The organism is Yokenella regensburgei, from assembly GCF_051486985.1.
In the GTDB taxonomy this organism is placed as follows: Bacteria; Pseudomonadota; Gammaproteobacteria; order Enterobacterales; family Enterobacteriaceae; genus CBFFRJ01.
In genome coordinates this window covers 1-21,187 of the sequence record NZ_JAHVDV010000050.1, presented here as the reverse complement: position 1 = coordinate 21,187, position 21,187 = coordinate 1, and the positions used below count along the sequence as shown (strand labels likewise).

The 21,187-nt window shown below is 56.1% G+C and carries 18 protein-coding genes; 9 read left to right on the top strand and 9 right to left on the bottom strand.

Features of this window, described 5'->3' with window-relative positions:
• From KXR87_RS22405 to KXR87_RS22385, 5 genes are all read right to left on the bottom strand, one after another.
• The coding region (locus tag KXR87_RS22405) for a DUF6531 domain-containing protein (protein WP_437434400.1) at nt 1–509 on the bottom strand (509 nt) is incomplete at its 3' end.
• 327 nt (nt 510–836) lie between these two features.
• The gene (locus KXR87_RS22400) at nt 837–1,658 is read right to left on the bottom strand and encodes an alpha/beta fold hydrolase (RefSeq protein ID WP_437434399.1); all 822 of its coding nucleotides are present in this window, start codon (nt 1,656–1,658) and stop codon (nt 837–839) included.
• Nucleotides 1,659–1,703: 45 nt separating this feature from the next.
• Complete coding sequence (locus tag KXR87_RS22395; RefSeq protein WP_437434398.1) at nt 1,704–3,338, bottom strand: MFS transporter; 1,635 nt, start codon at nt 3,336–3,338, stop codon at nt 1,704–1,706.
• The gene (locus tag KXR87_RS22390; RefSeq protein WP_437434397.1) at nt 3,322–3,747 is read right to left on the bottom strand and encodes a DoxX family protein; all 426 of its coding nucleotides are present in this window, start codon (nt 3,745–3,747) and stop codon (nt 3,322–3,324) included. The genes KXR87_RS22395 and KXR87_RS22390 overlap by 17 nt, the downstream gene beginning before the upstream one ends.
• A 5-nt stretch (nt 3,748–3,752) precedes the next feature.
• The gene (locus KXR87_RS22385; protein WP_437434396.1) at nt 3,753–5,627 is read right to left on the bottom strand and encodes an amidohydrolase; all 1,875 of its coding nucleotides are present in this window, start codon (nt 5,625–5,627) and stop codon (nt 3,753–3,755) included.
• A gap of 354 nt (nt 5,628–5,981) precedes the next feature.
• On the opposite strand from KXR87_RS22385, the gene KXR87_RS22380 reads away from it, so the two are divergent.
• The 5 genes from KXR87_RS22380 (at nt 5,982) to KXR87_RS22360 (ending at nt 13,269) form a co-directional block, all read left to right on the top strand.
• On the top strand, nt 5,982–6,671 hold the full coding sequence (locus tag KXR87_RS22380; protein ID WP_437434395.1) for a hydrolase: 690 nt from the start codon (nt 5,982–5,984) through the stop codon (nt 6,669–6,671).
• A 63-nt stretch (nt 6,672–6,734) separates the two neighbouring features.
• Nucleotides 6,735–6,983 (top strand): DUF1427 family protein, encoded by a 249-nt coding sequence (locus KXR87_RS22375; protein ID WP_437434394.1) that lies wholly within the window; start codon nt 6,735–6,737, stop codon nt 6,981–6,983.
• Nucleotides 6,984–6,985: 2 nt separating this feature from the next.
• Complete coding sequence (locus tag KXR87_RS22370; protein ID WP_437434393.1) at nt 6,986–7,246, top strand: XapX domain-containing protein; 261 nt, start codon at nt 6,986–6,988, stop codon at nt 7,244–7,246.
• A 36-nt stretch (nt 7,247–7,282) separates the two neighbouring features.
• The gene (locus tag KXR87_RS22365; RefSeq protein ID WP_437434392.1) at nt 7,283–7,666 is read left to right on the top strand and encodes a response regulator; all 384 of its coding nucleotides are present in this window, start codon (nt 7,283–7,285) and stop codon (nt 7,664–7,666) included.
• On the top strand, nt 7,666–13,269 hold the full coding sequence (locus tag KXR87_RS22360; RefSeq protein ID WP_437434391.1) for a trifunctional serine/threonine-protein kinase/ATP-binding protein/sensor histidine kinase: 5,604 nt from the start codon (nt 7,666–7,668) through the stop codon (nt 13,267–13,269). Before KXR87_RS22365 ends, KXR87_RS22360 begins: the two co-directional genes overlap by 1 nt.
• On the opposite strand, the gene KXR87_RS22355 is transcribed toward KXR87_RS22360, so the two are convergent.
• From KXR87_RS22355 to metK, 3 genes are all read right to left on the bottom strand, one after another.
• Entirely contained in the window at nt 13,259–13,879 is a 621-nt protein-coding gene (locus KXR87_RS22355; RefSeq protein ID WP_437434390.1) for a response regulator transcription factor, read from the bottom strand. The genes KXR87_RS22360 and KXR87_RS22355 overlap by 11 nt on opposite strands.
• A gap of 331 nt (nt 13,880–14,210) precedes the next feature.
• Nucleotides 14,211–15,605 carry a sugar porter family MFS transporter gene (locus tag KXR87_RS22350; RefSeq protein ID WP_437434389.1) on the bottom strand — a complete coding sequence of 465 codons (1,395 nt, stop codon included), beginning with the start codon at nt 15,603–15,605 and terminating at the stop codon, nt 14,211–14,213.
• Between the two features lie 389 nt (nt 15,606–15,994).
• The gene (gene metK / locus KXR87_RS22345; protein WP_437434388.1) at nt 15,995–17,149 is read right to left on the bottom strand and encodes a methionine adenosyltransferase; all 1,155 of its coding nucleotides are present in this window, start codon (nt 17,147–17,149) and stop codon (nt 15,995–15,997) included.
• 406 nt (nt 17,150–17,555) lie between these two features.
• Between metK and KXR87_RS22340 the strand changes: the two genes are divergently transcribed.
• The 3 genes from KXR87_RS22340 (at nt 17,556) to speA (ending at nt 19,906) form a co-directional block, all read left to right on the top strand.
• On the top strand, nt 17,556–17,699 hold the full coding sequence (locus KXR87_RS22340; RefSeq protein WP_437434387.1) for a hypothetical protein: 144 nt from the start codon (nt 17,556–17,558) through the stop codon (nt 17,697–17,699).
• Between the two features lie 88 nt (nt 17,700–17,787).
• The gene (yqgB, locus tag KXR87_RS22335; protein WP_437434386.1) at nt 17,788–17,937 is read left to right on the top strand and encodes an acid stress response protein YqgB; all 150 of its coding nucleotides are present in this window, start codon (nt 17,788–17,790) and stop codon (nt 17,935–17,937) included.
• Nucleotides 17,930–19,906 (top strand): biosynthetic arginine decarboxylase, encoded by a 1,977-nt coding sequence (gene speA / locus KXR87_RS22330; protein WP_437434385.1) that lies wholly within the window; start codon nt 17,930–17,932, stop codon nt 19,904–19,906. Before yqgB ends, speA begins: the two co-directional genes overlap by 8 nt.
• A gap of 47 nt (nt 19,907–19,953) precedes the next feature.
• Here the strand turns inward: speA and KXR87_RS22325 are convergent, their stop codons facing one another.
• Entirely contained in the window at nt 19,954–20,712 is a 759-nt protein-coding gene (locus KXR87_RS22325; RefSeq protein WP_437434384.1) for a M48 family metallopeptidase, read from the bottom strand.
• A 281-nt stretch (nt 20,713–20,993) separates the two neighbouring features.
• On the opposite strand from KXR87_RS22325, the gene KXR87_RS22320 reads away from it, so the two are divergent.
• On the top strand, nt 20,994–21,187 hold a 194-nt coding region (locus KXR87_RS22320), incomplete at its 3' end, for a hypothetical protein (RefSeq protein WP_181854562.1).

The window sequence follows — 21,187 nt, the reverse complement described above, 5'->3', positions numbered from 1 at the left end:
GGGCTTATCCGCAGGGCTTCCGGCAGGGTCTGCCAGAGCACATGCAGCACGTTGCTCTCGTGCAGTTTCAGCGCCCCGCCACGGGCGAGCCACAGGGATTCGCTGCGGCTGAAGGCGGTCTCGCCGGGCATCAGCGGGTCAAAGTGAAGGCTTCTGCCGCCGTTGTCGTTAAGTATCAGCGCATCATCATGCAGCTGTAAGCGGATATCGAACGGGGCTTTCCAGCCGGGGCCGAAGAGACTGACGGGCGCAGGGGTGGGAGTACGGTAACTGCTGTAGGCGCGGGTGAGCACAAAGGGCAGCGGACCGGGCAGGGCGAGGTCGGTTTCGCCGGGCAGCACCTTGGCCCCCAGCAGGGGGTTAACCGGGTTGCCGGACGTCCTGCCGCCGGGGCACACCGAACAGGCCACCCCGGTGGGGGCGCCAATCATCACCCCCATGGAGCCCTGAATTATCGGGCCACCTTTTGCGGTGGCATCGCCCATCCGGGCCGCGGGTTTTCCGCTCATGGTCAGTTCCTTCTGAATGATGTCGCGAAACAGGCGCGCTACCGCCGGAAGAAACGCGCGTTTCTCCTGCGAGGCGTGCCCGGATTGTCCTTAAATAAGAAGGGGATAATTACAGAGAGGAGTGCAGAGGCGAAGAAATAATCAGGCAGAAGGAGAAAATTCGGAACCCATAAAGGGTAAGGATGAGTTCACGATAGCCTCCTGTCTGAGCGACAGTCGCTCTGTTTGTGCATCGCAGCGATGCCGTGCTTACCATAAAACCGTGGTCAGGTTTTCTTGATAACGATAAGGGATTTCCACGGCAAAGCGCGATGAACCTTTCTTAACTTACAGCGACTGCAGGAAGGCCAGCAGATCGTTGTTCAGCTGATCCTGATGGGTGACGGCAAAACCGTGCGGCGCATTGTCATACACTTTCAACTGCGCGCCTGGAATCATCTCTGCCGCGACTTTACCGGTGGATTCGAACGGTACAACCTGGTCGTTGCTGCCATGAATCACCAGCGTCGGCACGTCAACTTTCGCCATATCCGGGCGGAAATCGGTTTCGCCAAACGCGGTTACGCAATCGATAGTCCCTTTGAGCGACGCCAGCAGCGCTATGTTCAGCGTCTGGGTCAGCACACCCTCAGAGACCTGTTGTCCGGCGTTAAGGCCATAGAAAGGCGTAGAGAAATCGCTGATAAACTGCGCTCTGTCTTTACGCAGCCCATCGCGAATACCGTCGAAGACGCTCTTATCGACACCCTGCGGATAGTCGGCGGTTTTTCCGAAGATAGGCGTTACCGCACCCAGTAGCACCAGCGCCTTCACGCGGGACGTGCCGTAGCGACCGATATAGCGGGAGACATCACCGCCACCCATCGAGAAGCCCACCAGCGTCACGTCCTGAAGATCCAGCGTGGTGATGAGGTCGTTAATATCGGAGGCAAACGTGTCGTAGTTGTAGCCTTCCCACGGCTGATCAGAACGGCCAAAGCCGCGACGGTCAAAAGCAATGACACGGTAGCCGCGCTCGGCGAGAAAGTTCAGTTGACTGTCCCACATGTCGCCATCCAGCGGCCAGCCATGGCTGAACAATACCGGTTTGCCGGTGCCCCAGTCTTTGTAATAAATCTGCGTGCCGTCCTGCGTTTTGATGGTGCTCATGCCTGAAACCTCACTCGTTTGTGATTAGGTTGATAGGAGTTGCTGTTACATTATGGGCGCGATCAGATACCGCGCCGTCGGAAGTTGACTACCTCGATGAAAAGCCTGCACTTTGCTCTGGATCAGCAGGTCATTGACCGTGTGGCGTTCCAGCTGGCGCAGATGCTCAATCCAGGTGCCGACCACGAAAGACTCGACAAACACCCCAGGGCGCTGCAGATCTTCATACACCGACCAGCTCAGCGCGCCGCCACGAACGCGCACCCGGCGAATTTCCTGTACGCAAAGGACAAACTCCGCCACATCCTGGGGGTCTATCTCATAGTCGTACATCACCATCACCGGCCCACGCTCATGGGAAATATCCAGCGACTGTGCCTGACTGTCGACGTCGCGAATATCCAGATTCAGGTCGGGATCTTTGTTCAGCTTCCAGCGCAGGGCCGTCAGGCTCGCCAGCAGCATGCCCACCGTTGCCACGCAGAGTGAGGCTGGAATACCAAAGTGCGAGGCCAGTTGCCCCCAGATGGCGCTGCCCAGCGTCATCGAGCCAAAGAAGACCGTCAGATAGACCGCCAGCGCTCGCGCTTTAACCCATTTCGCCGCGCTGCGCTGCGCCCCCACGTTCAGCGTTGAGAGCACCGCAATCCAGGCAAAGCCGGTCAGAAACTCGAAGGCATTAAGCCACCAGAAGTGACGGACAAAAGCCAGCGCCAGCATGCTGACGGCAAATATGCCGCTGTTGAGCACCATTAACTTGTCGGGATCGAAATGTTTACGCAGCCGTGGCAGCACAATCGCCCCGCAAATCGCCCCCACACCAATGCAGGCCAGCATGATCCCGTAACCACCAGGGCCCAGACCCAGCTCGCGGCGGGCAACCAGCGGCAGTAATGCCCAGCCCGCACTGGCGAAGGTGAAGAAGGCCACGGTGCGCACCAGCACATTTCTCAGCACGGGTGCGGCATGCACATAGCGCAGCCCGGCGCGCACCGCGGAGAAGAAGTGCTCAGGCGGCAGACGCTGAATGGAGGGCTCCGCTTTCCAGCGCCAGAGCACCCACGCCACACCGAGGACGGAGAGCGCATTCAGAGCGAATACCACCCAGGGGCCTGCAAACGAAAGCACCAGCCCGCCCAGAGCCGGGCCAATTGCCCGGCTGATGTTGATGCCAAGCGAGTTGAGGGCGATAGCCGGAGCCAGCTCATGCTTATCCACCAGGTCCGGCACAATAGCCTGAAACGGCGGCGAACTCATCGCGGCACCCGTACTTAACAGGAAAGCGGCAATCAGCAGCACGGTCGGTGTCACCAGTCCGGCAAACGACAGCAGGGTGAGTCCGGCAGCGGCAATAAACACCCAGAGCTGGGAGAAGAGCAGATATTTACGCCGGTCGACAATGTCCGCCATCACCCCGGAAGGAAGGGCGAAGAGAAACATCGGCAGGCTGCTGGCTGCCTGCACCAGCGCGACGGCGAGCGGATCAGCGCTCAGCGTTAGCATGGTCCAGTTCACCCCCACATCGTTCATCCATGAACCAATGTTGGAGACCACCGTGGCAATCCACAGCATACGAAATACCGGCTGGCGCAGAGGCTGCCAGGAGGAGGCGCTTACTGGCGCTGTGCCTGCTGACGCGGCCTGCGCCGCCGCCGTGTGAATATCATTGACTTGTGCCATGCCTGAACTCCTGTTCTCCTGGCACGCTGACGCGCCATTTGCCCGCGCCGGTCAACGCCAGCGTGGTAAAGATGATGAGCAACAGCCAGCCAAATTGTCCTTCAGCAATACTCCACTGTGGGTGCACCATCAGCATCGCCACCAGCAGCACGCCGATAACCGGCAGGCAGGCCAGGCGGGTGCCAATACCCAGAATGATAAATAGTGGGCAGACCACTTCAGCAGAAATGGCGGGCAGCAGGCTCATCCACGGCCCAAAGCCAAAGGGATCTTCGATTTTTGTCAGTTCTTCGCTGAAATTCAGCACCTTCGGCAGGCCGTGCACATAGAGAAGCAGCAGACTACCGGTGAGGCGCAGGAAGAACAGCCCCGCGTCGATACGGGGCAGCATTGAGGTTACGTTTTTCATAGGCATCAGAATGCGAAGCAGCTGCAGCCGAGCGCGCCCCAGAAGGCGTTATCGTCTGAAACCGGAACGGAGGAACCGCGTGCCACGTCATGCTGATGGTTGTGCACGCCACAGGGGCCGCTGCAATGGTGGACGGCAGGCATCATGCCAACGCGTGCCTGTTGTGGCGGTGCGCTACGGTAGTGACCTGGAACCTTCACTACCGGCGACCACTCCGGCAGAACCGGAATAGCCGGTGGGGCTTCGCCGCTGAAGCTGCCCGCAGCATAGACGACTTTGCCATCCACCACGGTGAGCACCGACTCAATGCCTTTGATCTCTTCTTCCGGCACCCGGAAATAGTCTTTACTCAGCACGGCGAGGTCAGCCAGTTGACCCACTTTGATCTGCCCCTTTTTGCCCTGTTCGCTGGAGAACCAGGCACTGCCCTGGGTCCAGAGCATCAGTGCGGTATCACGATCCAGTCGCGCATTGACGTCGTACATCTGCATGCCGCCTACGGTGCGTCCGGAAACCAGCCAGTAGAGCGCGGTCCAGGGGTTATAGCTGGCAACACGGGTAGCGTCGGTACCCAGGCCAACCGGTACGCCGGTTTCGAGCATTTTTGCCACCGGCGGCGTATGGCGTACCGCTTCCATGCCGTAGCGTTCCGCGAAGTATTCGCCCTGGAAGGCCATACGGTGCTGAACGGCGATGCCTCCGCCCAGCGCTTTGATGCGGTCGATATTCTGCTGGGTCACCGTTTCCGCATGGTCGAAGAACCAGTGCAGGCCGTTGAACGGAATATCGCGGTTAACGCGCTCGAAGACATCCAGCATACGGCTGATGGATTCGTTATAGGTAGCGTGCAGACGGAACGGCCAGCGGTGTTCAACCAGGTGGCGCACCACGCGCTCTAATTCATCTTCCATGCCGGGGGCCAGATCCGGGCGTGGTTCAAGGAAGTCCTCAAAGTCGGCAGCGGAGAAGACCAGCATTTCACCCGCGCCGTTGTGGCGGAAGAAGTCGCTACCCTGGCCTGGGGTGAGCATATCGGTCCATTTTTCGAAATCTTCCAGCTCATGACCCGGACGCTGGGTAAAGAGGTTATAGGCGATACGAATAGTCATCTGCTTTTTGGCGTGCAGCTCGTTGATGATTTCGTAATCTTCCGGGTAGTTCTGGAAACCGCCACCGGCGTCAATGGCGCTGGTCAGGCCCAAACGGTTCAGTTCACGCATAAACTGGCGGGTGGAGTTAACCTGCTGTTCCAGCGGCAGTTTCGGCCCTTTTGCAAGCGTTGCGTAAAGGATCATGGCATTCGGACGGGCAATCAGCATCCCGGTCGGGTTGCCGTTACTGTCGCGCTGAATTTCACCGCCCGGCGGGTTGGGAGTGTCTTTGGTGTAACCCACCACGCGGAGCGCGGCGCGGTTGAGCAGGGCGCGGTCGTAGAGATGGAGGATAAAGACTGGTGTATCCGGGGCGGCGGCGTTGATCTCGTCGAGGGTCGGCATGCGGCGCTCAGCAAACTGGAATTCGCTCCAGCCACCCACCACGCGCACCCATTGCGGCGACGGCGTGCGCAGAGCCTGCTCTTTCAGCATCCGCAGGGCATCCGCCAGCGAGGGCACACCTTCCCAGCGCAGTTCGAGGTTGTAGTTCAGGCCGCCGCGAATCAGGTGCAGGTGCGAGTCGTTCAGGCCGGGTATGGCGGTACTGCCTTTGAGGTCGATGACTTTACTGCCGTCGCAGTGGTGTTCCATCACTTCGGCCTGACTGCCTACCGCCAGAAATTTGCCGTCGCGGATGGCAACCGCAGCGGCAACCGGGTTTTCCCTGTCTACCGTATGAAAGTTGCCGTTGAGTAAAATCAGCTCTGCTTTATCGAGCGAGACCATAAATCCTCCTGTCTGAAACGCCCGGCACTTAAGTTAAACCGCCGGACAAGATGAGATGCCCCGTCAACGCAGAGCGTGAAAACTGGAAGGATTATGGTGAGCAGGGGAAAACGGCGTCTAGTTATACGAAGGTATACCTATACGAACGTATAGTTATACACAGAGATAATAGTTCTCATTCCAAACAACTCTTACTATCCGCTCCGACAGCATGGCCCGGGACGAACGCTAAAAGGCAGCCGCTTTGTGCTTCTCTTTCGTCTGTTGATGCAGCGCGAGAATATCCCGGTCTCTGTCAGCATGGTTTCCGCCTCCGTTGCGGGAAACTGTAACTTAACGACAATGGATATTCTTATGACCAACACTAAGCTTGAAGTCCTGACCCCTCAAAACTGCCAAATGATTTTCATCGATCAGCAGCCGCAAATGGCGTTTGGCGTGCAGTCTATTGATCGCCAGGTGCTGAAAAACAATGTGGTTGGCCTGGCGAAAGCGGCTAAGGTCTTCAATATTCCGACCGTTATCACCACCGTAGAAACAGAAAGTTTCTCCGGCAATACCTTCCCTGAGCTGCTGGATGTATTCCCGGAACACGACATTCTGGAACGCACCTCCATGAACTCATGGGATGACCAGAAAGTGCGTGATGCGCTGGCGAAAAACGGTAAGAAGAAAGTAGTGGTGGCTGGCCTGTGGACCGAAGTGTGTAACAACACCTTCGCGCTGTGCGCCATGCTGGAAGGTGACTATGAAATTTATATGGTGGCTGATGCCTCCGGTGGCACCTCTAAAGAAGCCCATGATTACGCGATGCAGCGCATGATTCAGGCGGGGGTGATCCCTGTGACCTGGCAGCAGGTTCTGCTGGAATGGCAGCGCGACTGGGCTCACAAAGAGACTTACAACGCGGTGATGGATATTGTCAAAGAGCACTCGGGTGCCTACGGCATGGGTGTGGATTACGCCTACACCATGGTGCATAAAGCGCCAGCGCGTGCGAAAGGCGCTCACCGTACTCTGGCTCCGGTTCCGGCCAATAAATAACGACTGACAAAGGGCGGGGCGTTTGCCCCGGCCCGTTCAGTTCAACACAACGGGAGATCTCCTATGAGCACAGAGCTCATTTCCCTTGGCGCAGGCGTGCTTATCGGTCTTCTGTACGCGGTGCTTAAGGTCCGTTCACCCGCGCCACCCGCTATTGCATTGGTGGGGTTGCTCGGTATGCTGGCGGGCGAACACCTGATCGCCGCCGTTATCACCCAGGATGCGCCCTCCGCGGCCATCAGTCAGCCACAGGTTATTCCATCGCATGCGGATAACGCATCTGCCATAAGTCGCTATACAGAGGCAGGCTAACCATGTTGAAATCCTATGCTGTTTCTCTGGCGGTTGGCCTGCTGGCTGGCGTCATTTATGGTGCGATGCAAGTGCATTCACCCGCCCCTCCGGTCATAGCTCTGCTGGGCCTGTTCGGTATGTTAGTGGGTGAACAACTTATTCCTGTTGGCCGTCGGCTCCTGCGCGGCGAGCCGGTGACCCTGGCATGGTTTCGTCATGAATGCGTGCCCAAAATTAGTGGCACTCCTCCCCCTGACGGTAAAGACGTTCGCCAGGAGTGACACGCACTCGCGTGAGTGAAAGACAGAGGACCAGACATGACGCTGCCAGCGCGCATTGTCATCATTGATGATGAACGTTCCGTCCGCAGCGGGTTAAGCAACCTGCTGCAGTCGGAAGGGTACGACACAGACGTCTTTGAATCTGCCGAGGCGTTTCTCAATGATGAAGCCGCGCTGTCTCTGGCGTCTTTGCTTATTATTGATATTAAGCTTAAAGGCATGAGCGGTCCGGCGCTCTACCAACATCTGCTCGACAGCATGACACCTCCGCCGGTCATTTTTGTCTCCGGGCATGAAGACGAAAACCTGTCGCGTTATGCGCCGCAAACCGAGTCCGTCACGCTGCTGCGTAAGCCTATTAACATCGATACGCTGCTGGAACAGATCCGCCGCGAACTCTCTTTACGTGAGGAGCGTTAATGAGCGAAAAACTCTCTGCCGCCGGAAAAATGATGGACGGTGAAGTCGTCACCCTGACCGATGACATTATCTTCACCCGTTTAGTACAGGAGGGTGGCATTGCGTGGACGCTCTGTCAGCCACTCCACTCGGACAGCAGTTTTATCCTCGCCAGCGCGGCGGTAGCGGGGGACGAAGCCGCGTTTGCGACCACGCAGCGGCTGAAAAATGAGTTTTCATTACGCGCCAGGCTCTCCGGCGCATGGGCCATAAAGCCGATGAACTGCACCAGCTTTCACGGCCACTACGCGCTGGTTTACGCCCCGTTTCCCTTCCGCACCCTTGCACAATCCAGTCGTACGCGCGGGCGCAGCATGACCGATTTCCTCTCCATCGCGATGCGTCTGTGCGCGCCGCTGCGCCAGATGCACGCGCAGGGGCTGATTCATAGCGACATCAAGCCCGGACACTTTTTTATCGATCCCGGTGGGGCTTACCGGCTGGGGGGATTTGGACTGACAAGAGGGGTGGAGGAGACGTTGAGCGCCACCCGCATGACGGTGTCCGGCGGCACGCTGGCGTATATGTCCCCGGAACATACCGCCCGCACCCGCGACAAAGTCGACAGCCGTAGCGATCTCTACAGCCTGGGCATTGTGCTTTATGAACTGTTAACCGGTGAACTGCCTTTTGATCTCAACGACGCCGGACAGGCCGAGTGGGCGCATCACCATATTGCTTCACCTCCCCGTTCCCCCCGCCTGCGCCGGCCCGGTGTACCGGCGACGCTGGCGGAGATCGTGTTGCGTCTGCTCGAAAAATCCCCTGAAAATCGCTACCAGACCGTAGAAGGGCTGATGGCCGATCTGCGCCGCTGCCAGGCGTCGCTTGCAAAAAATGGCGAGATTGCCTCATTTACGCCCGGTTTGCAGGACAGGGAACCCACCCGTATGTTGCCTGATCCGCTTTTTTTGAATCACCCTCAGCACCCGCAACTGCTGGCCGCCTTTGATCGTGTGGTTGAAAGCGGTTGTCATGCGCTGGTTACCGTCAGCGGGCCGCCAGGATGCGGAAAATCGTCGCTTATTTCCTCTGCGCTGAAAGTGCTTCAGCAGCGCCAGACGCTGCTGGCAATTGGCAAGGCCGATCAATACTCTCCGGTATTACCCTACACCGTTATCGCCTCCGCTTTTCGCTCGCTGACGCTGTGGCTGCTGGGGCTTGAGGCGGAAGAGGTAGCGCGCTGGAAAATGCGCCTGACGCGGGCCTTAGGCAGCCATGCCGCGCTGGCCATTAAACTGGTGCCGGAGCTGGGGCTGTTGCTGGATAACCGGCAGCTCACGGTGGTCAACACCCAGTCGGCGGATACCCGTATGCGTTTCAACCTGATGGCGCATCGTCTGGTGGAAGCGTTCGCCACGCCGGATAACCCGCTGGTGCTGCTGATTGGCGATATTCACTGGATCGATCAGGCCAGTATGCAACTGCTGGAGCATTTGCTCAGCAGCACGGAATCATTACCCCTTCTGGTTGTGGTGTCCTGCTCCGATACCGATACGTTTCCCGCCTCTGGTGAACAGGATCTCCTGTCGGCGTTACGCCTCCGGGCGCGCTACAGCCTTGAGCTTCGCCCCGAGCCCTTGAGTGTGAAAGCGGTCGCCCGCTGGCTGGCGAACCTGTTGCAAACCCGTGCCTCGAGCCTGGGCGAGCTGGCTGCGCTGATCCACGAAAAAACCGGAGGTAACCCACTCTTTACTCATGAGTTTTTCCAGCGCATCTTCAAGGATGGTTTGATTACTCATCATAAAGAGTATGGCAAGTGGCACTACGATTTAGAGGCAATTCGCTCGCATACCTACACTGAAAACGTGGCGAGTCTGGTATTAAAGCAACTGGCTGAAATGCCGCCGCAGACGCGAAATCTGCTCGGTTGCCTGGCCTGCGTGGGGGGAACCGGCAAGCCCGCGCTGCTCAGTCAGATTCTGGAGATAACACCGGAACAGCTGCATGAAGATTTGCAACCGGCCGTGGCCGCAAGGCTTATTAGCCTTTCCGATGCCCAGTATGCTTTTACCCACGACCGGGTTCACGAGGCCGCGCTGGCTCTGCTTGATGCGCAGGACGTTGTCCGTTTAAACATTGCCGCAGCCGAACGACTCACCGGGACGGTGGCGGACGATGACAGCAGTGAACATCTCTTTCTGGCGGTGCATCACATTATCTCGGCGATGGAAAGCCTGCGTCTGTCACCGCAGCGAGAGCGTTACCACCACGTTTGCCGGCTGGCGGCCCAGCGCGCCAGGCTGACCGGGGATTATGCGTCAGCGGTGCGCTATCTCAGAGCGGCAAAGTGTCTGCAAAGCACAACACAGCGCGATCGGGCGCAGGCCAGTTTTAGCCTCACATTTGAAGAGGCGGAGTGTGAGTTTTTACAGGGAAACCTTCCCTCTGCGCTGGCGCTTTGTCACCAACTGATGAGTGCGCCGGGGAACCTGCAACAAAAAGCAATGGCCGCGGGCATGCTGGCAGAAGTGCATATGCGTCAGTCAGACATGAGCCTCGCCCTTGAAACATCCTTAGCCTGGCTGGCGGTGTTTGGCATTCATCTGAGTCGTCGTCCTGCTGACGATGAGTGCAGAATTATCTGGCAAATGCTTGAAAGGCGTTTAGGGGATGCGCCGGAGGCAGCGTTCCGCCAGCTTGCGCTCATTGAGGACCCTGAAGCGGAGGCCATCATGAACCTGATGCTGAGCGCCAGTATGTTTTCTGCGTTCGCCTGTCCGCAACTGCACTTCATCCTGTTGGCCCGAATCATGCTAATGACCCTGGAAAAAGGGCTGAGTGGCGCGTCCACCACCGCGCTTGCCTGGTATGGCGTAATGATTGGCTGCCGTTACCATCAGTATGAAAAGGGGTATCGCTACACGCTACTGGGGCGCGACCTTGCAGATGAACATCAGCTTACCCATTTTACCGGGCGTACCTGGCTTGCGGTTGATCTGTGCAGCGCCTGGGTGAAGCCGCTCGGTACGGCGATTGAGCATGCGAAGGCCTGCTTCACCGCCTCGGTCGAACATGGCGATCTTACCGCAGCATGTTTTGTCCTTCGCCATCAGACGATGAATTTCCTGACCCGGGGCGATCATCTGGACGGTGTTATCTCCACCATTGAGGGGGGGCTGGGGTTTGTGCGTAAACTCCATTTTCCCGATGTGGAAATTATGCTCTCTATCCAGCGTCTGTATGTTAACCATTTGCGTAATACTGCCAGCGCCACCTTTAGCGGCCACAATCTGTTTGCTGACTCGCTGCTGACGGTGACCAACCCGCGGGAAGCCCAGCCTATCCCGCTGGCGGTTTTCTGGTTCTGGCTGTATCGCGGGATGGCGCACTTCATGGCGGGGGAGTATGAAGATGCCGCTTTCTGTCTGGCAAAAGCGACGCCCGTCGCTGATATGGTGCCAGGCTATATCCATTTGCTCGATTACCATTTCTACAGTGCGCTTTCACTGACGCAATGCCTGACCCGGAACGGGGCCGACAGTGCACAGCGAGACGTCCTTAATGCCCATTATGCGCATATTGTCCGTTGGGCCGGGCATAACCCTGCTGCCTTTGCGGACAGGGCAGCCCTGCTTCGTGCCGAACTGGCACGGCTTGACGGGGATAATGAGACCGCCGTCGCGCAGTATGAAAAGGCGATTGCCCTGTCGGGTGAATCCGAATGTTATCCAGTCAATGGCCTCGCCTGCGAATTAGCGGGCCGTTTTGCCAGAGCCACCGGCTGGGTAACGGCAGCAGAAGGCTATGTCCGAAACGCCTTTTCGGCATGGCGTCGGTGGGGAGCCACCGCCAAAGTTCGCCATCTTGAACGCCAGTATCCACATCTGGCACCCGCCGGGCAGCGTTCGCCTTATGACACTATCGCATTTGCGCAAAATGAAGCCGTGAACGATCTGGAAAGTGTCCTGCGTGCCGTGCGCGCCATGACCGAAGAGATAGACCTCGACCGCCTGGTGCACACGCTGATGACCATTCTGCTGGAGCGGGCGGGAGCCCAGCGTGGGCTATTGATCCGAATTATTGATAACACTATCCCGGAAACGCAGGCCTGCGCTGAGACCTCATCTGAAGGGGTAAACGTTGAGCTTGTCAGAGAGCGTCCGGGGGCAACGGATATGCCGCTTTCGGTGCTGGCAGCGGTGATGCGTACCGGGCAGGAGATCCGCATCAGTAAACCGGAACGGTTTGGCCCCTTCAGCCAGGACCCGTACCTCGTGACCTCCGGGGCGGCTATTTTGTGCGTGCCAATGCATAAACAGGGAAAGCTGGTGGGTGTGTTGTATCTCGAAAACCGGGTGATGCCGGACATTTTTACCGCGGAAGACTCGCGTATTGTCAGAATGCTGGCGGCCCAGGCAGCGGTGTCGCTGGAAACTGCCCGCCTGTACGCCGAACTGGTGGAAGAAAACGTGCAGCGCCGTCGGGCTGAAAAAGAGCTGCGTACCAGTCAGACGTCGCTGATGCTGGGTGAAAAAATCAGCAACACCGGTATCTGGCGCTGGGAGCTCGAACAGGATGTGATGTTTGTCTCTGATGAATATGCGCGCATTCTGGGGCTGCCAGAACGACAGCGAACCCTGTCGATGGCTGATTTTATGACCCTGGTTCACCCTGAGGATTTCCAGCGTATTAACACGCTGGTGAATGATAGCGTTCGCAACGGTGTGTCCATGCGGGCGGAGTTTCGTATTTTTCGGCCTGATGGGGAGTGCCGTTACATACTCGGCGTGGGTAATCCCGTGGGCTATGAAACCAACGTCGCGGAGTATTTCGGGGTGATTACCGATATCACCGGCCGCCGTTTGTCCGAGGACGCCGTTAGGGTGGCGCAGGCCGATCTGGCCCGCGTCTCCCGCGCAACCACCGTCGGGCAACTCACCGCCTCTATTGCTCATGAGATCAATCAGCCGCTGATGTCGATTGTTGCCAATGCGGGTGCCAGCCTGCGCTGGCTGAATCGCGAACCGCCCATGTTCGCCAATGCGCGCAGCAGTCTGGAGGAGATAATCAGCGAGGGAGAAAGGGCGGGAAATATTATCCGTGGCCTGCAGGCCTTGACCCGTAATCAGACATCACGTTGCACACGCATCAATTTACACCATCTTGTTTACCGCATTGTGGCCCTGTCACGCAGTGAACTTGAGCGACAAGAGATTGCGCTGCACTACAACCTCGACGCCAGTGATGTGTTCATCCAGGGCGACAGCGTGCAGATCCAGCAGGTGCTGCTGAACCTTATCGTCAATGCTATTGACGCAATGGCGGGCATTGATAGCCGCGCCCTCATGCTGACGGTGAGCTCTGATAACCCGGCACCAGGACGAATACGTCTGAGGATAGCGGACACGGGTATTGGCCTTAGCCCTGAGGTGCAGGAGCGTCTGTTTGACTCCTTCTATACGACCAAGGAGCAGGGGATGGGCATGGGGCTGAGCATCAGTTATGGGATTATTGAAAAACATCAGGGGAAACTGTCTGCCGAGCCTCTTACGCCGCACGGCAGCCAGTTCACCTTTGTGCTGCCCACCCACCATGTGCAGGAGGGAGAGCTTAGCGGCTGAGCGTTTTCTGGATGTTCAGACGGTCAGCGGCCCTGACCAGATCGGTCAGAGAGCGCACCTCCATCTTCTCCATCACCCGCTTTTTGTGCACTTTGGCGGTGATTTCGCTCACCCCCATTGCGGTAGCAATCTGCTTATTCAGCAGCCCGCCGATTGCCAGCTGAAAGACCTCTTTTTCTCGTGGCGTCAGTGAGTCGTAGCGGGCCGTAAGGTGCTGGATTTCCTGAGATGCGCCCAGTGTCTGCTCTGCCAGTTTCAGCGCCCCCGCCACGGCCTGGAGAAGTAAGCCGGGCACGGCGGGTTTGGTCATAAATTCATAAGCGCCAGCCTTCATCGCCTTAACGGATAAAGGAATGGTGCCAAATCCGGTGAGGAAGATAATGGGCAGGGCATACCCCAGCCGGGTCAGCGCCTCGGTAACGTCAAACCCTCCCGTTTCTGGCATATTCATATCCAGAATCAGGCAGCCGGGTTGAGGTGAGAAAGGGTGAGCCAGGAAGTCATCGGCAGAGGAAAAGTCAGCGACCCGATAATCTTCCGCTTTCAGTAAGTTGACCAGTGCCTGCCTGACAGAATGGTCATCGTCCACCACGTAAACAATGTGATCCATGAGGGTTCCTAATCATCAGGGTGTATGCCAGCCAGCGAAAGGGTGCTCCAGAGATAAAGCGTAGTTGTTCCTTTAAAAAACATGGGCATACATACATTTTCACTAAACAATAACTGGATGTTAACATAATAATTATCATTATCATGTTTCAAATGAAAATAATAAAAAGGTATAGGTTAATTTTTTATTAGCCGGAGTGTGACAAGCCCCTTATTCCAGGCCATACATCGGGAAACCAGCGCGCTGACTAAAGGCAGGATGGTGAAGGCGGTCAGGGAAGAGAGGGGATGCAAGAGGCGCTCAGCCCCTTTGGAGGCTGAGCGCAGTGGTCTTAACGTTGTGAGCCGATTTCGCGCAGTGGACGACCTTTCATCAGGTTACGTTCAATGTGCTCCAGCGAGACGTGTTTAGTTTCTGGCACCAGCCACAGGGTCAGCACAATAAACAGTGCGTTGAGCGCCGCGTAGATCCAGAAGGTATTGGCGTTACCGAAGGTGTCCAGCATGGTCAGGAAGGTTGCCCCCACGATCATATTGGCTATCCAGTTGGTGGCCGTCGAGCAGGTGATACCAAAATCACGCCCTTTCAGCGGCTGGATTTCCGAGCAAAGCACCCAGATAAGCGGACCGGCACTCATGGCAAAACCGACGATAAACATCAGCAGCATCGCCACCGCGAAGTACTGCGCGGCTGGAGAGTGGATGCCCAGATGCAGCATCGTACCCAAAATCCCCATTCCTGCGGCCATCACCAAAAAGCCCAGCACCAGCGTCGGCTTACGTCCCCAGCGGTCCACCAGACCGATAGCGATAAAGGTGGCCAGTACGTTCGCCAGACCGACAATCACGGTTCCCCACATCTGCTCGGTGGTGTTGCTGTAACCGGCAAGCTCAAAGATTTTCGGCGCGTAATACATGATGACGTTCATCCCGGTAAACTGCTGCATGACCTGTAGCAGGATGCCGAGGTAAACCGCGCGGCGGAAGTTAGCGTTATCCTTAAAGAGTGACCAGCCAGACTGTTTCACCTGCAAGCTTTCACGGATCTCTTCAAGCTCGTTTTTCGCTTCTGCACTGGTATCACGTAAGCGCATCAATACGCGTTCCGCATCGTGGAAGCGACGCTTGGCGGCAAACCAGCGCGGGCTGTCCGGCAGGAAAAAGACGCCAATCAGCAACAGCACCGCCGGAATGATGATGACGCCAAGCATCCAGCGCCACGCGCCGCTGTAGCTAAATGCGGTATCGGAGAGGTAGGCGCCGAGAATACCGATGGTTATCATCAGCTGATACATAGAAATCATGCTGCCACGGATTTTTTCCGGCGCAATCTCTGACAGGTAGAGCGGGGCGGTATAAGAGGCGACACCCACCGCCAGGCCAAGGATCACACGGGAAATAATCAGAATTTCCACGTTTGGCGCTGCGGCAGAACAGAGTGAGCCGATAACGAAGAGGACGGCACCGATCATCAGGCTTTTCTTGCGCCCAAGACGCCAGGAAAGCCAGCCGCTTCCCACCGCACCGACGGCAGCCCCGAACATCATTGAGCTGACCACCCACTCCTGCGTGTGAGAGTCAATTTTAAAATCATCTGCGATAAAGGGCAGTGCGCCCGCGATGACACCAATATCCAGGCCAAAGAGTAACCCTGCCAGGGCTGCCAGGAAGCAGACAAAAAAGGTCATCGCCTTATTTGAACGCCCCTGTTTTTTATTGTCAGGCATGATGCCCTCCATCTGTTTTATGCGTTTTTATTAATAATGACGTCAGTTTAAAGGGGGAGTGTTCTGCTGCAGGATCCGGTAGTGTAATCGGTTACATGCATGGTCATTAACATCCCTGAATAAAACTGAAAGATATTATAGATATAAGCGGAGAATATGATGGACCGGCGGGGGCAGTTTCAGACTAAACCGATCGGCGCTGTAACAAGCGGGTAGAGCTAAGGATTCTGCTCTGAACGCCGCGTCAGACGTGATGTAATCGGTTTCAATAAGCTGCTGATAATCCATAACAATTATAGTCAGCGTCAGGAAGCGTGAGGGAATTTTTTGCTGGCATTAAAAGAAAAAGCCAGCACAGGTCTGGCTTTTCTCGCGGCAGGGGCAGAGGATTATTTCAGGCCCGACGCTTCGCGCAGTTGTGCCGCTTTGTCGGTTTTTTCCCAGGGGAAATGTTCGCGACCAAAGTGACCGTAGGCTGCGGTTTCTTTGTAGATAGGATGCAGCAGATCCAGCATCTGAATCAGGCCATACGGGCGCAGGTCGAAAAACTCGCGCACCAGCAGAGTCAGCTGGTCTGCAGGGACTTTTTCTGTGCCAAATGTTTCCACCATGATGGAGGTCGGTTCAGCGACACCAATCGCATAGGAAACCTGAATCTCACAACGATCCGCAAGACCCGCCGCCACGATGTTTTTCGCTACGTAACGCGCCGCGTACGCCGCAGAACGGTCCACTTTTGAGGGATCTTTACCGGAGAAAGCGCCGCCACCGTGACGCGCCATGCCGCCGTAGGTATCAACGATGATTTTACGACCGGTCAGACCGCAGTCGCCCATCGGGCCACCGATAACAAAACGGCCCGTCGGGTTGATAAAGAATTTGGTAGAGGTATTCAGCCATTCGGTCGGCAGAACCGGCTTGATGATCTCTTCCATCACCGCTTCCTGCAGCGATTTCTGGTCGATATCTTCAGCGTGCTGAGTAGAGAGCACTACCGCGTCGATACCAACGATTTTGCCATCGTCATACTGGAAAGTGACCTGGCTTTTCGCATCCGGGCGCAGCCACGGCAGCGTGCCATTTTTACGCACCTGTGCCTGACGCTCAACCAGACGGTGTGCGTAGGTAACGGGCGCTGGCATCAGAACGTCAGTTTCATTGGTGGCATAACCAAACATCAGGCCCTGGTCGCCCGCACCCTGTTCCAGCGGATCGGCGCGGTCAACACCCTGGTTGATGTCAGGAGACTGTTTACCAATGGCGCTTAGTACGGCGCAAGAGTTAGCGTCAAAGCCCATGTCAGAATGCACATAGCCAATCTCGCGGACGGTTTTACGGGTGATCTCTTCGATATCCACCCATGCGCTGGTGGTAATTTCGCCACCGACCAGCACCATGCCGGTTTTCACATAGGTTTCACAGGCAACGCGCGCTTTCGGATCCTGTTCAAGGATCGCGTCCAGCACGGCGTCGGAAATTTGGTCAGCAATTTTGTCAGGATGCCCTTCTGAAACGGACTCAGACGTAAAAAGGTGTTTTGCCATGTTCTGTTTTCACCTGGAATAATTCGGTTGGCCTGGACAGCGTGCCGGGTTGCCTTTGCGTAGCGCAGCTAAGGCGTGCAGGTAAAGGCACAGGCTGTCTAAGTGTTAATCAGTTTAGATGGATTAACATCTGGATGGCTATTCTAGGTTAATTCTTAACCCCATTGCCAGCGTTTTTTGATGCGCCACACCGACTGACTGATATGGTTACAGAAATTTTTCCTGCCCGTGCCGCAAACGTAATTTTTTATTTTGCATTTTTAGCCTGTAGTCGGTATAAAACGCCGCGCGCGGCTTATCTAAAAAGCGCACGGGTTACCGTGTTGCCACTTCCAGCCGGGTTAAGCAATTTATGGCTTTGGCTTGTCGCGAATCATCCTGATTTGCGTGGAGGTGATACGAGATAATGAACCGTCGTTTTCTGCAGAATCTGCTGCGTCGTTCTGACGCACATACTTTTCCCGCAATCCGCAAATCCAGTCTGCAAACCTGCCGATGTTATACCCATTTCGGCGCTTCTCAGGACTCCCGGGCCGGCATGGCGCGGTGACGACTGAACAAGGGCTCTCCTGATCACACAGGAGTTTTCTCGTGGTTTCGCCGAACCGTCATACGTAAGTTCGGTCACGTGTTTTACAATGAATATGAACAAGAAACCGGTCGCACAGTCTGCGTCCCAGCATTTTGTGCTGGAAAATCAGACTGCTTATGGGTTGTTATCGCATTGTTACGCTGCGATAGTAGTTGACTGTCTTACACTTAAAACTTTTGAGGTTCGCGATGTCTGACGACCTGTCTTCATTTTCGCCTTCGTCAGCAGGCGAGCACGGTGTACTACGTTCCATGCAGGAGGTTGCGATGAGCTCCCAGGAAGCCAGCAAGATGCTACGTACTTACAACATTGCCTGGTGGGGCAATAACTATTATGACGTCAACGAACTGGGCCATATCAGCGTATGTCCCGATCCTGACGTCCCGGAGGCACGTGTCGATCTTGCGCAATTGGTGAAAGCACGTGAAGCGCAGGGCCAACGCCTGCCTGCATTGTTCTGCTTCCCACAGATTCTGCAACATCGCCTGCGCTCTATTAATGCTGCGTTCAAACGTGCACGTGAGTCTTATGGCTACAATGGCGATTATTTCCTGGTCTACCCCATTAAGGTGAACCAGCATCGCCGGGTGATTGAATCTCTGATTCACTCTGGGGAACCTCTGGGACTGGAGGCGGGCTCAAAAGCGGAACTGATGGCGGTACTGGCCCATGCTGGCATGACCCGCTCCGTCATTGTCTGTAACGGCTATAAAGACCGTGAATACATCCGTCTGGCGCTGATTGGCGAGAAGATGGGTCACAAGGTCTATCTTGTCATCGAGAAAATGTCTGAAATCGCCATCGTGCTGGATGAAGCTGAGCGCCTGAACGTGATCCCGCGTCTTGGCGTGCGTGCGCGTCTGGCCTCACAGGGCTCCGGTAAATGGCAGTCCTCCGGCGGTGAGAAGTCTAAATTCGGCCTGGCAGCAAACCAGGTGCTGCAACTGGTGGAAATTCTGCGTGAACGTGGTCGCCTGGACAGTATCCAGCTGCTGCATTTCCATCTTGGCTCGCAGATGGCCAACATCCGTGACATTGCCACCGGCGTGCGTGAGTCGGCACGTTTTTACGTTGAGTTACATAAGCTTGGCGTGAATATTCAATGCTTCGACGTCGGCGGTGGTCTGGGCGTGGACTATGAAGGGACGCGTTCGCAGTCCGACTGTTCGGTGAACTACGGCCTTAATGAGTATGCCAATAATATCATCTGGGCCATTGGCGATGCCTGCGAAGAGAATGGCCTGCCGCATCCAACGGTGATTACTGAGTCCGGGCGTGCGGTAACAGCACACCATACGGTTCTGGTCTCTAACATCATCGGGGTTGAGCGCAACGAGTATACCGAGGCGACGGCTCCGGCGGAAGATGCGCCACGCGCGCTGCAAAGCATGTGGGAAACCTGGCAGGAGATGCACGAGCCGGGCACGCGTCGTTCGCTGCGCGAGTGGCTGCATGACAGCCAGATGGATCTGCATGATATTCATATCGGCTACTCTTCCGGTGCCTTCAGTCTGCAGGAGCGTGCGTGGGCTGAGCAGTTGTACCTCAATATGTGTCATGAGGTGCAAAAGCAGCTCGATCCGAGTAACCGTGCGCATCGGCCTATTATTGACGAATTGCAGGAACGTATGGCGGACAAGATGTACGTCAACTTCTCGCTGTTCCAGTCAATGCCGGACGCCTGGGGCATCGATCAGTTGTTCCCGGTTCTGCCGTTGGAAGGGTTAAATCAAATCCCGGAACGTCGTGCCGTGCTGCTGGATATCACCTGTGACTCCGATGGCGCTATCGATCACTATGTCGATGGTGACGGCATCGCTACCACCATGCCGATGCCGGAATACGATCCTGAGAATCCACCGATGCTGGGCTTCTTTATGGTAGGGGCTTATCAGGAGATCCTTGGCAACATGCATAACCTGTTTGGCGATACCGAAGCGGTGGATGTCTTTGTCTTCCCTGACGGCAGCGTGGAAGTGGAGTTGTCGGATGAGGGAGATACCGTGGCGGACATGCTGGAATACGTGCAGCTTGATCCGAAAACCCTGCTGACCCAGTTCCGCGATCAGGTCAAGCAAACGGATCTGGACGATGCGTTACAGCAGCAATTCCTCGAAGAGTTTGAGGCGGGGCTGTACGGTTATACGTATCTTGAAGATGAGTAATTAAGTCATACTGCCGGAGGCAGAAAACACCTCCGGCACTGTTTCCGTTATTTAATCCCGTCTGCTGCCAGTCTGTCGCGAACGTGTTGCGCACGCGCTGCTGAGGCCGGGTGATCGTCAAACATGGAACTCTGGCGTCCCTCTTCCAGTTTTGCCAGTTTCTCGAAGCTGGTTGCCAGGCCGAGCGGGCTGATACCGCGTTTGCGCAACAGATCATAGGAGTAATCATCCGCTTCGGACTCCTGACGCTGCGAGAACTGCGAATTCACCAGTTTTTCTCCGAGCGACCCCAGCTGTGATTGTGACAGGCTTCCCACCACGCCGCCCGCAGAGGCCGCCGCTGCACGAACCGCGTTGGTGCCTAACGCCACCTGCATACCTTTCTTCACATGACCGAGCGCAACGTGGCCCATTTCATGGCCGATGACCGCTTCGACTTCGTTGTCATTCATCATATCCATAAGACCGCTGTAAACGCGGATACAGCCATTGGCCATGGCGAAGGCGTTGACATCTTTCGCCATGTAAACTTTGTAGTTCACCGGCTGGCCGTTGATGTTGTCACCTAATGCGTTGGCAATTTTAGCGAGACGCTGGCTGTACTGGCTGCTTGCAGGGGCGATACTGGCTTTACCGTCCATCTGCTTACAGGCTTCATCACTCAGGGTTTTGACCTGTTCATCACTCAGATTGTAGGCCTGAAAGGCTTCGGCCCCCGAAGACAAAAAGCCGTTAGAGTCCATATTCTGGCAGCCTGCCAGCAGGGTAGCGGTGGCCAAAGCAAGCAAAGCCGGGCGAATTTTCATCTCTTATTTTCCACGCAGGTTGACTCATCATTCTGATACCACGCCGGTTACAATCGAACCGGTGCGGATGCATAAGTATAAAGAATAGAATGATAAGCGGGCGAGTCCATTGCGCAACGCGCAGGCAGCTTCCAGAGATTTCTTAATCGTCAAAAGGATGCTCCATGTACATGACTTGCCGCTTGGGTTACATTGTTGGCACTTTTTTCCGGCGTAGCCCAAAACGCGCTGTAGTCAAGTCGTTGCGGGTATGGCCTTTAACAGTCCGATCTGGAGTCAAAATGTCCTCACGTAAAGAGCTTGCCAATGCCATTCGTGCGCTGAGCATGGACGCGGTACAGAAAGCCAAATCCGGTCATCCGGGAGCCCCGATGGGTATGGCTGACATTGCCGAAGTCCTGTGGCGTGATTTCCTGAACCACAACCCGAACAACCCGGCCTGGGCCGACCGCGACCGCTTTGTGCTCTCCAACGG

What these genes read in the sequence shown, in the direction of transcription:
- KXR87_RS22365 (WP_437434392.1), top strand. Translation starts at nt 7,283, where the DNA reads ATGACGCTGCCAGCGCGCATTGTCATCATTGATGATGAACGTTCCGTC.
- KXR87_RS22360 (WP_437434391.1), top strand. Translation starts at nt 7,666, where the DNA reads ATGAGCGAAAAACTCTCTGCCGCCGGAAAAATGATGGACGGTGAAGTC.
- metK (WP_437434388.1), bottom strand. Translation starts at nt 17,149, where the DNA reads ATGGCAAAACACCTTTTTACGTCTGAGTCCGTTTCAGAAGGGCATCCT.
- KXR87_RS22390 (WP_437434397.1), bottom strand. Translation starts at nt 3,747, where the DNA reads ATGAAAAACGTAACCTCAATGCTGCCCCGTATCGACGCGGGGCTGTTC.
- KXR87_RS22380 (WP_437434395.1), top strand. Translation starts at nt 5,982, where the DNA reads ATGACCAACACTAAGCTTGAAGTCCTGACCCCTCAAAACTGCCAAATG.
- yqgB (WP_437434386.1), top strand. Translation starts at nt 17,788, where the DNA reads ATGAATATGAACAAGAAACCGGTCGCACAGTCTGCGTCCCAGCATTTT.
- KXR87_RS22400 (WP_437434399.1), bottom strand. Translation starts at nt 1,658, where the DNA reads ATGAGCACCATCAAAACGCAGGACGGCACGCAGATTTATTACAAAGAC.
- KXR87_RS22370 (WP_437434393.1), top strand. Translation starts at nt 6,986, where the DNA reads ATGTTGAAATCCTATGCTGTTTCTCTGGCGGTTGGCCTGCTGGCTGGC.
- KXR87_RS22395 (WP_437434398.1), bottom strand. Translation starts at nt 3,338, where the DNA reads ATGGCACAAGTCAATGATATTCACACGGCGGCGGCGCAGGCCGCGTCA.
- KXR87_RS22350 (WP_437434389.1), bottom strand. Translation starts at nt 15,605, where the DNA reads ATGCCTGACAATAAAAAACAGGGGCGTTCAAATAAGGCGATGACCTTT.
- KXR87_RS22385 (WP_437434396.1), bottom strand. Translation starts at nt 5,627, where the DNA reads ATGGTCTCGCTCGATAAAGCAGAGCTGATTTTACTCAACGGCAACTTT.
- KXR87_RS22325 (WP_437434384.1), bottom strand. Translation starts at nt 20,712, where the DNA reads ATGAAAATTCGCCCGGCTTTGCTTGCTTTGGCCACCGCTACCCTGCTG.
- speA (WP_437434385.1), top strand. Translation starts at nt 17,930, where the DNA reads ATGTCTGACGACCTGTCTTCATTTTCGCCTTCGTCAGCAGGCGAGCAC.
- KXR87_RS22375 (WP_437434394.1), top strand. Translation starts at nt 6,735, where the DNA reads ATGAGCACAGAGCTCATTTCCCTTGGCGCAGGCGTGCTTATCGGTCTT.
- KXR87_RS22355 (WP_437434390.1), bottom strand. Translation starts at nt 13,879, where the DNA reads ATGGATCACATTGTTTACGTGGTGGACGATGACCATTCTGTCAGGCAG.
- KXR87_RS22340 (WP_437434387.1), top strand. Translation starts at nt 17,556, where the DNA reads ATGAACCGTCGTTTTCTGCAGAATCTGCTGCGTCGTTCTGACGCACAT.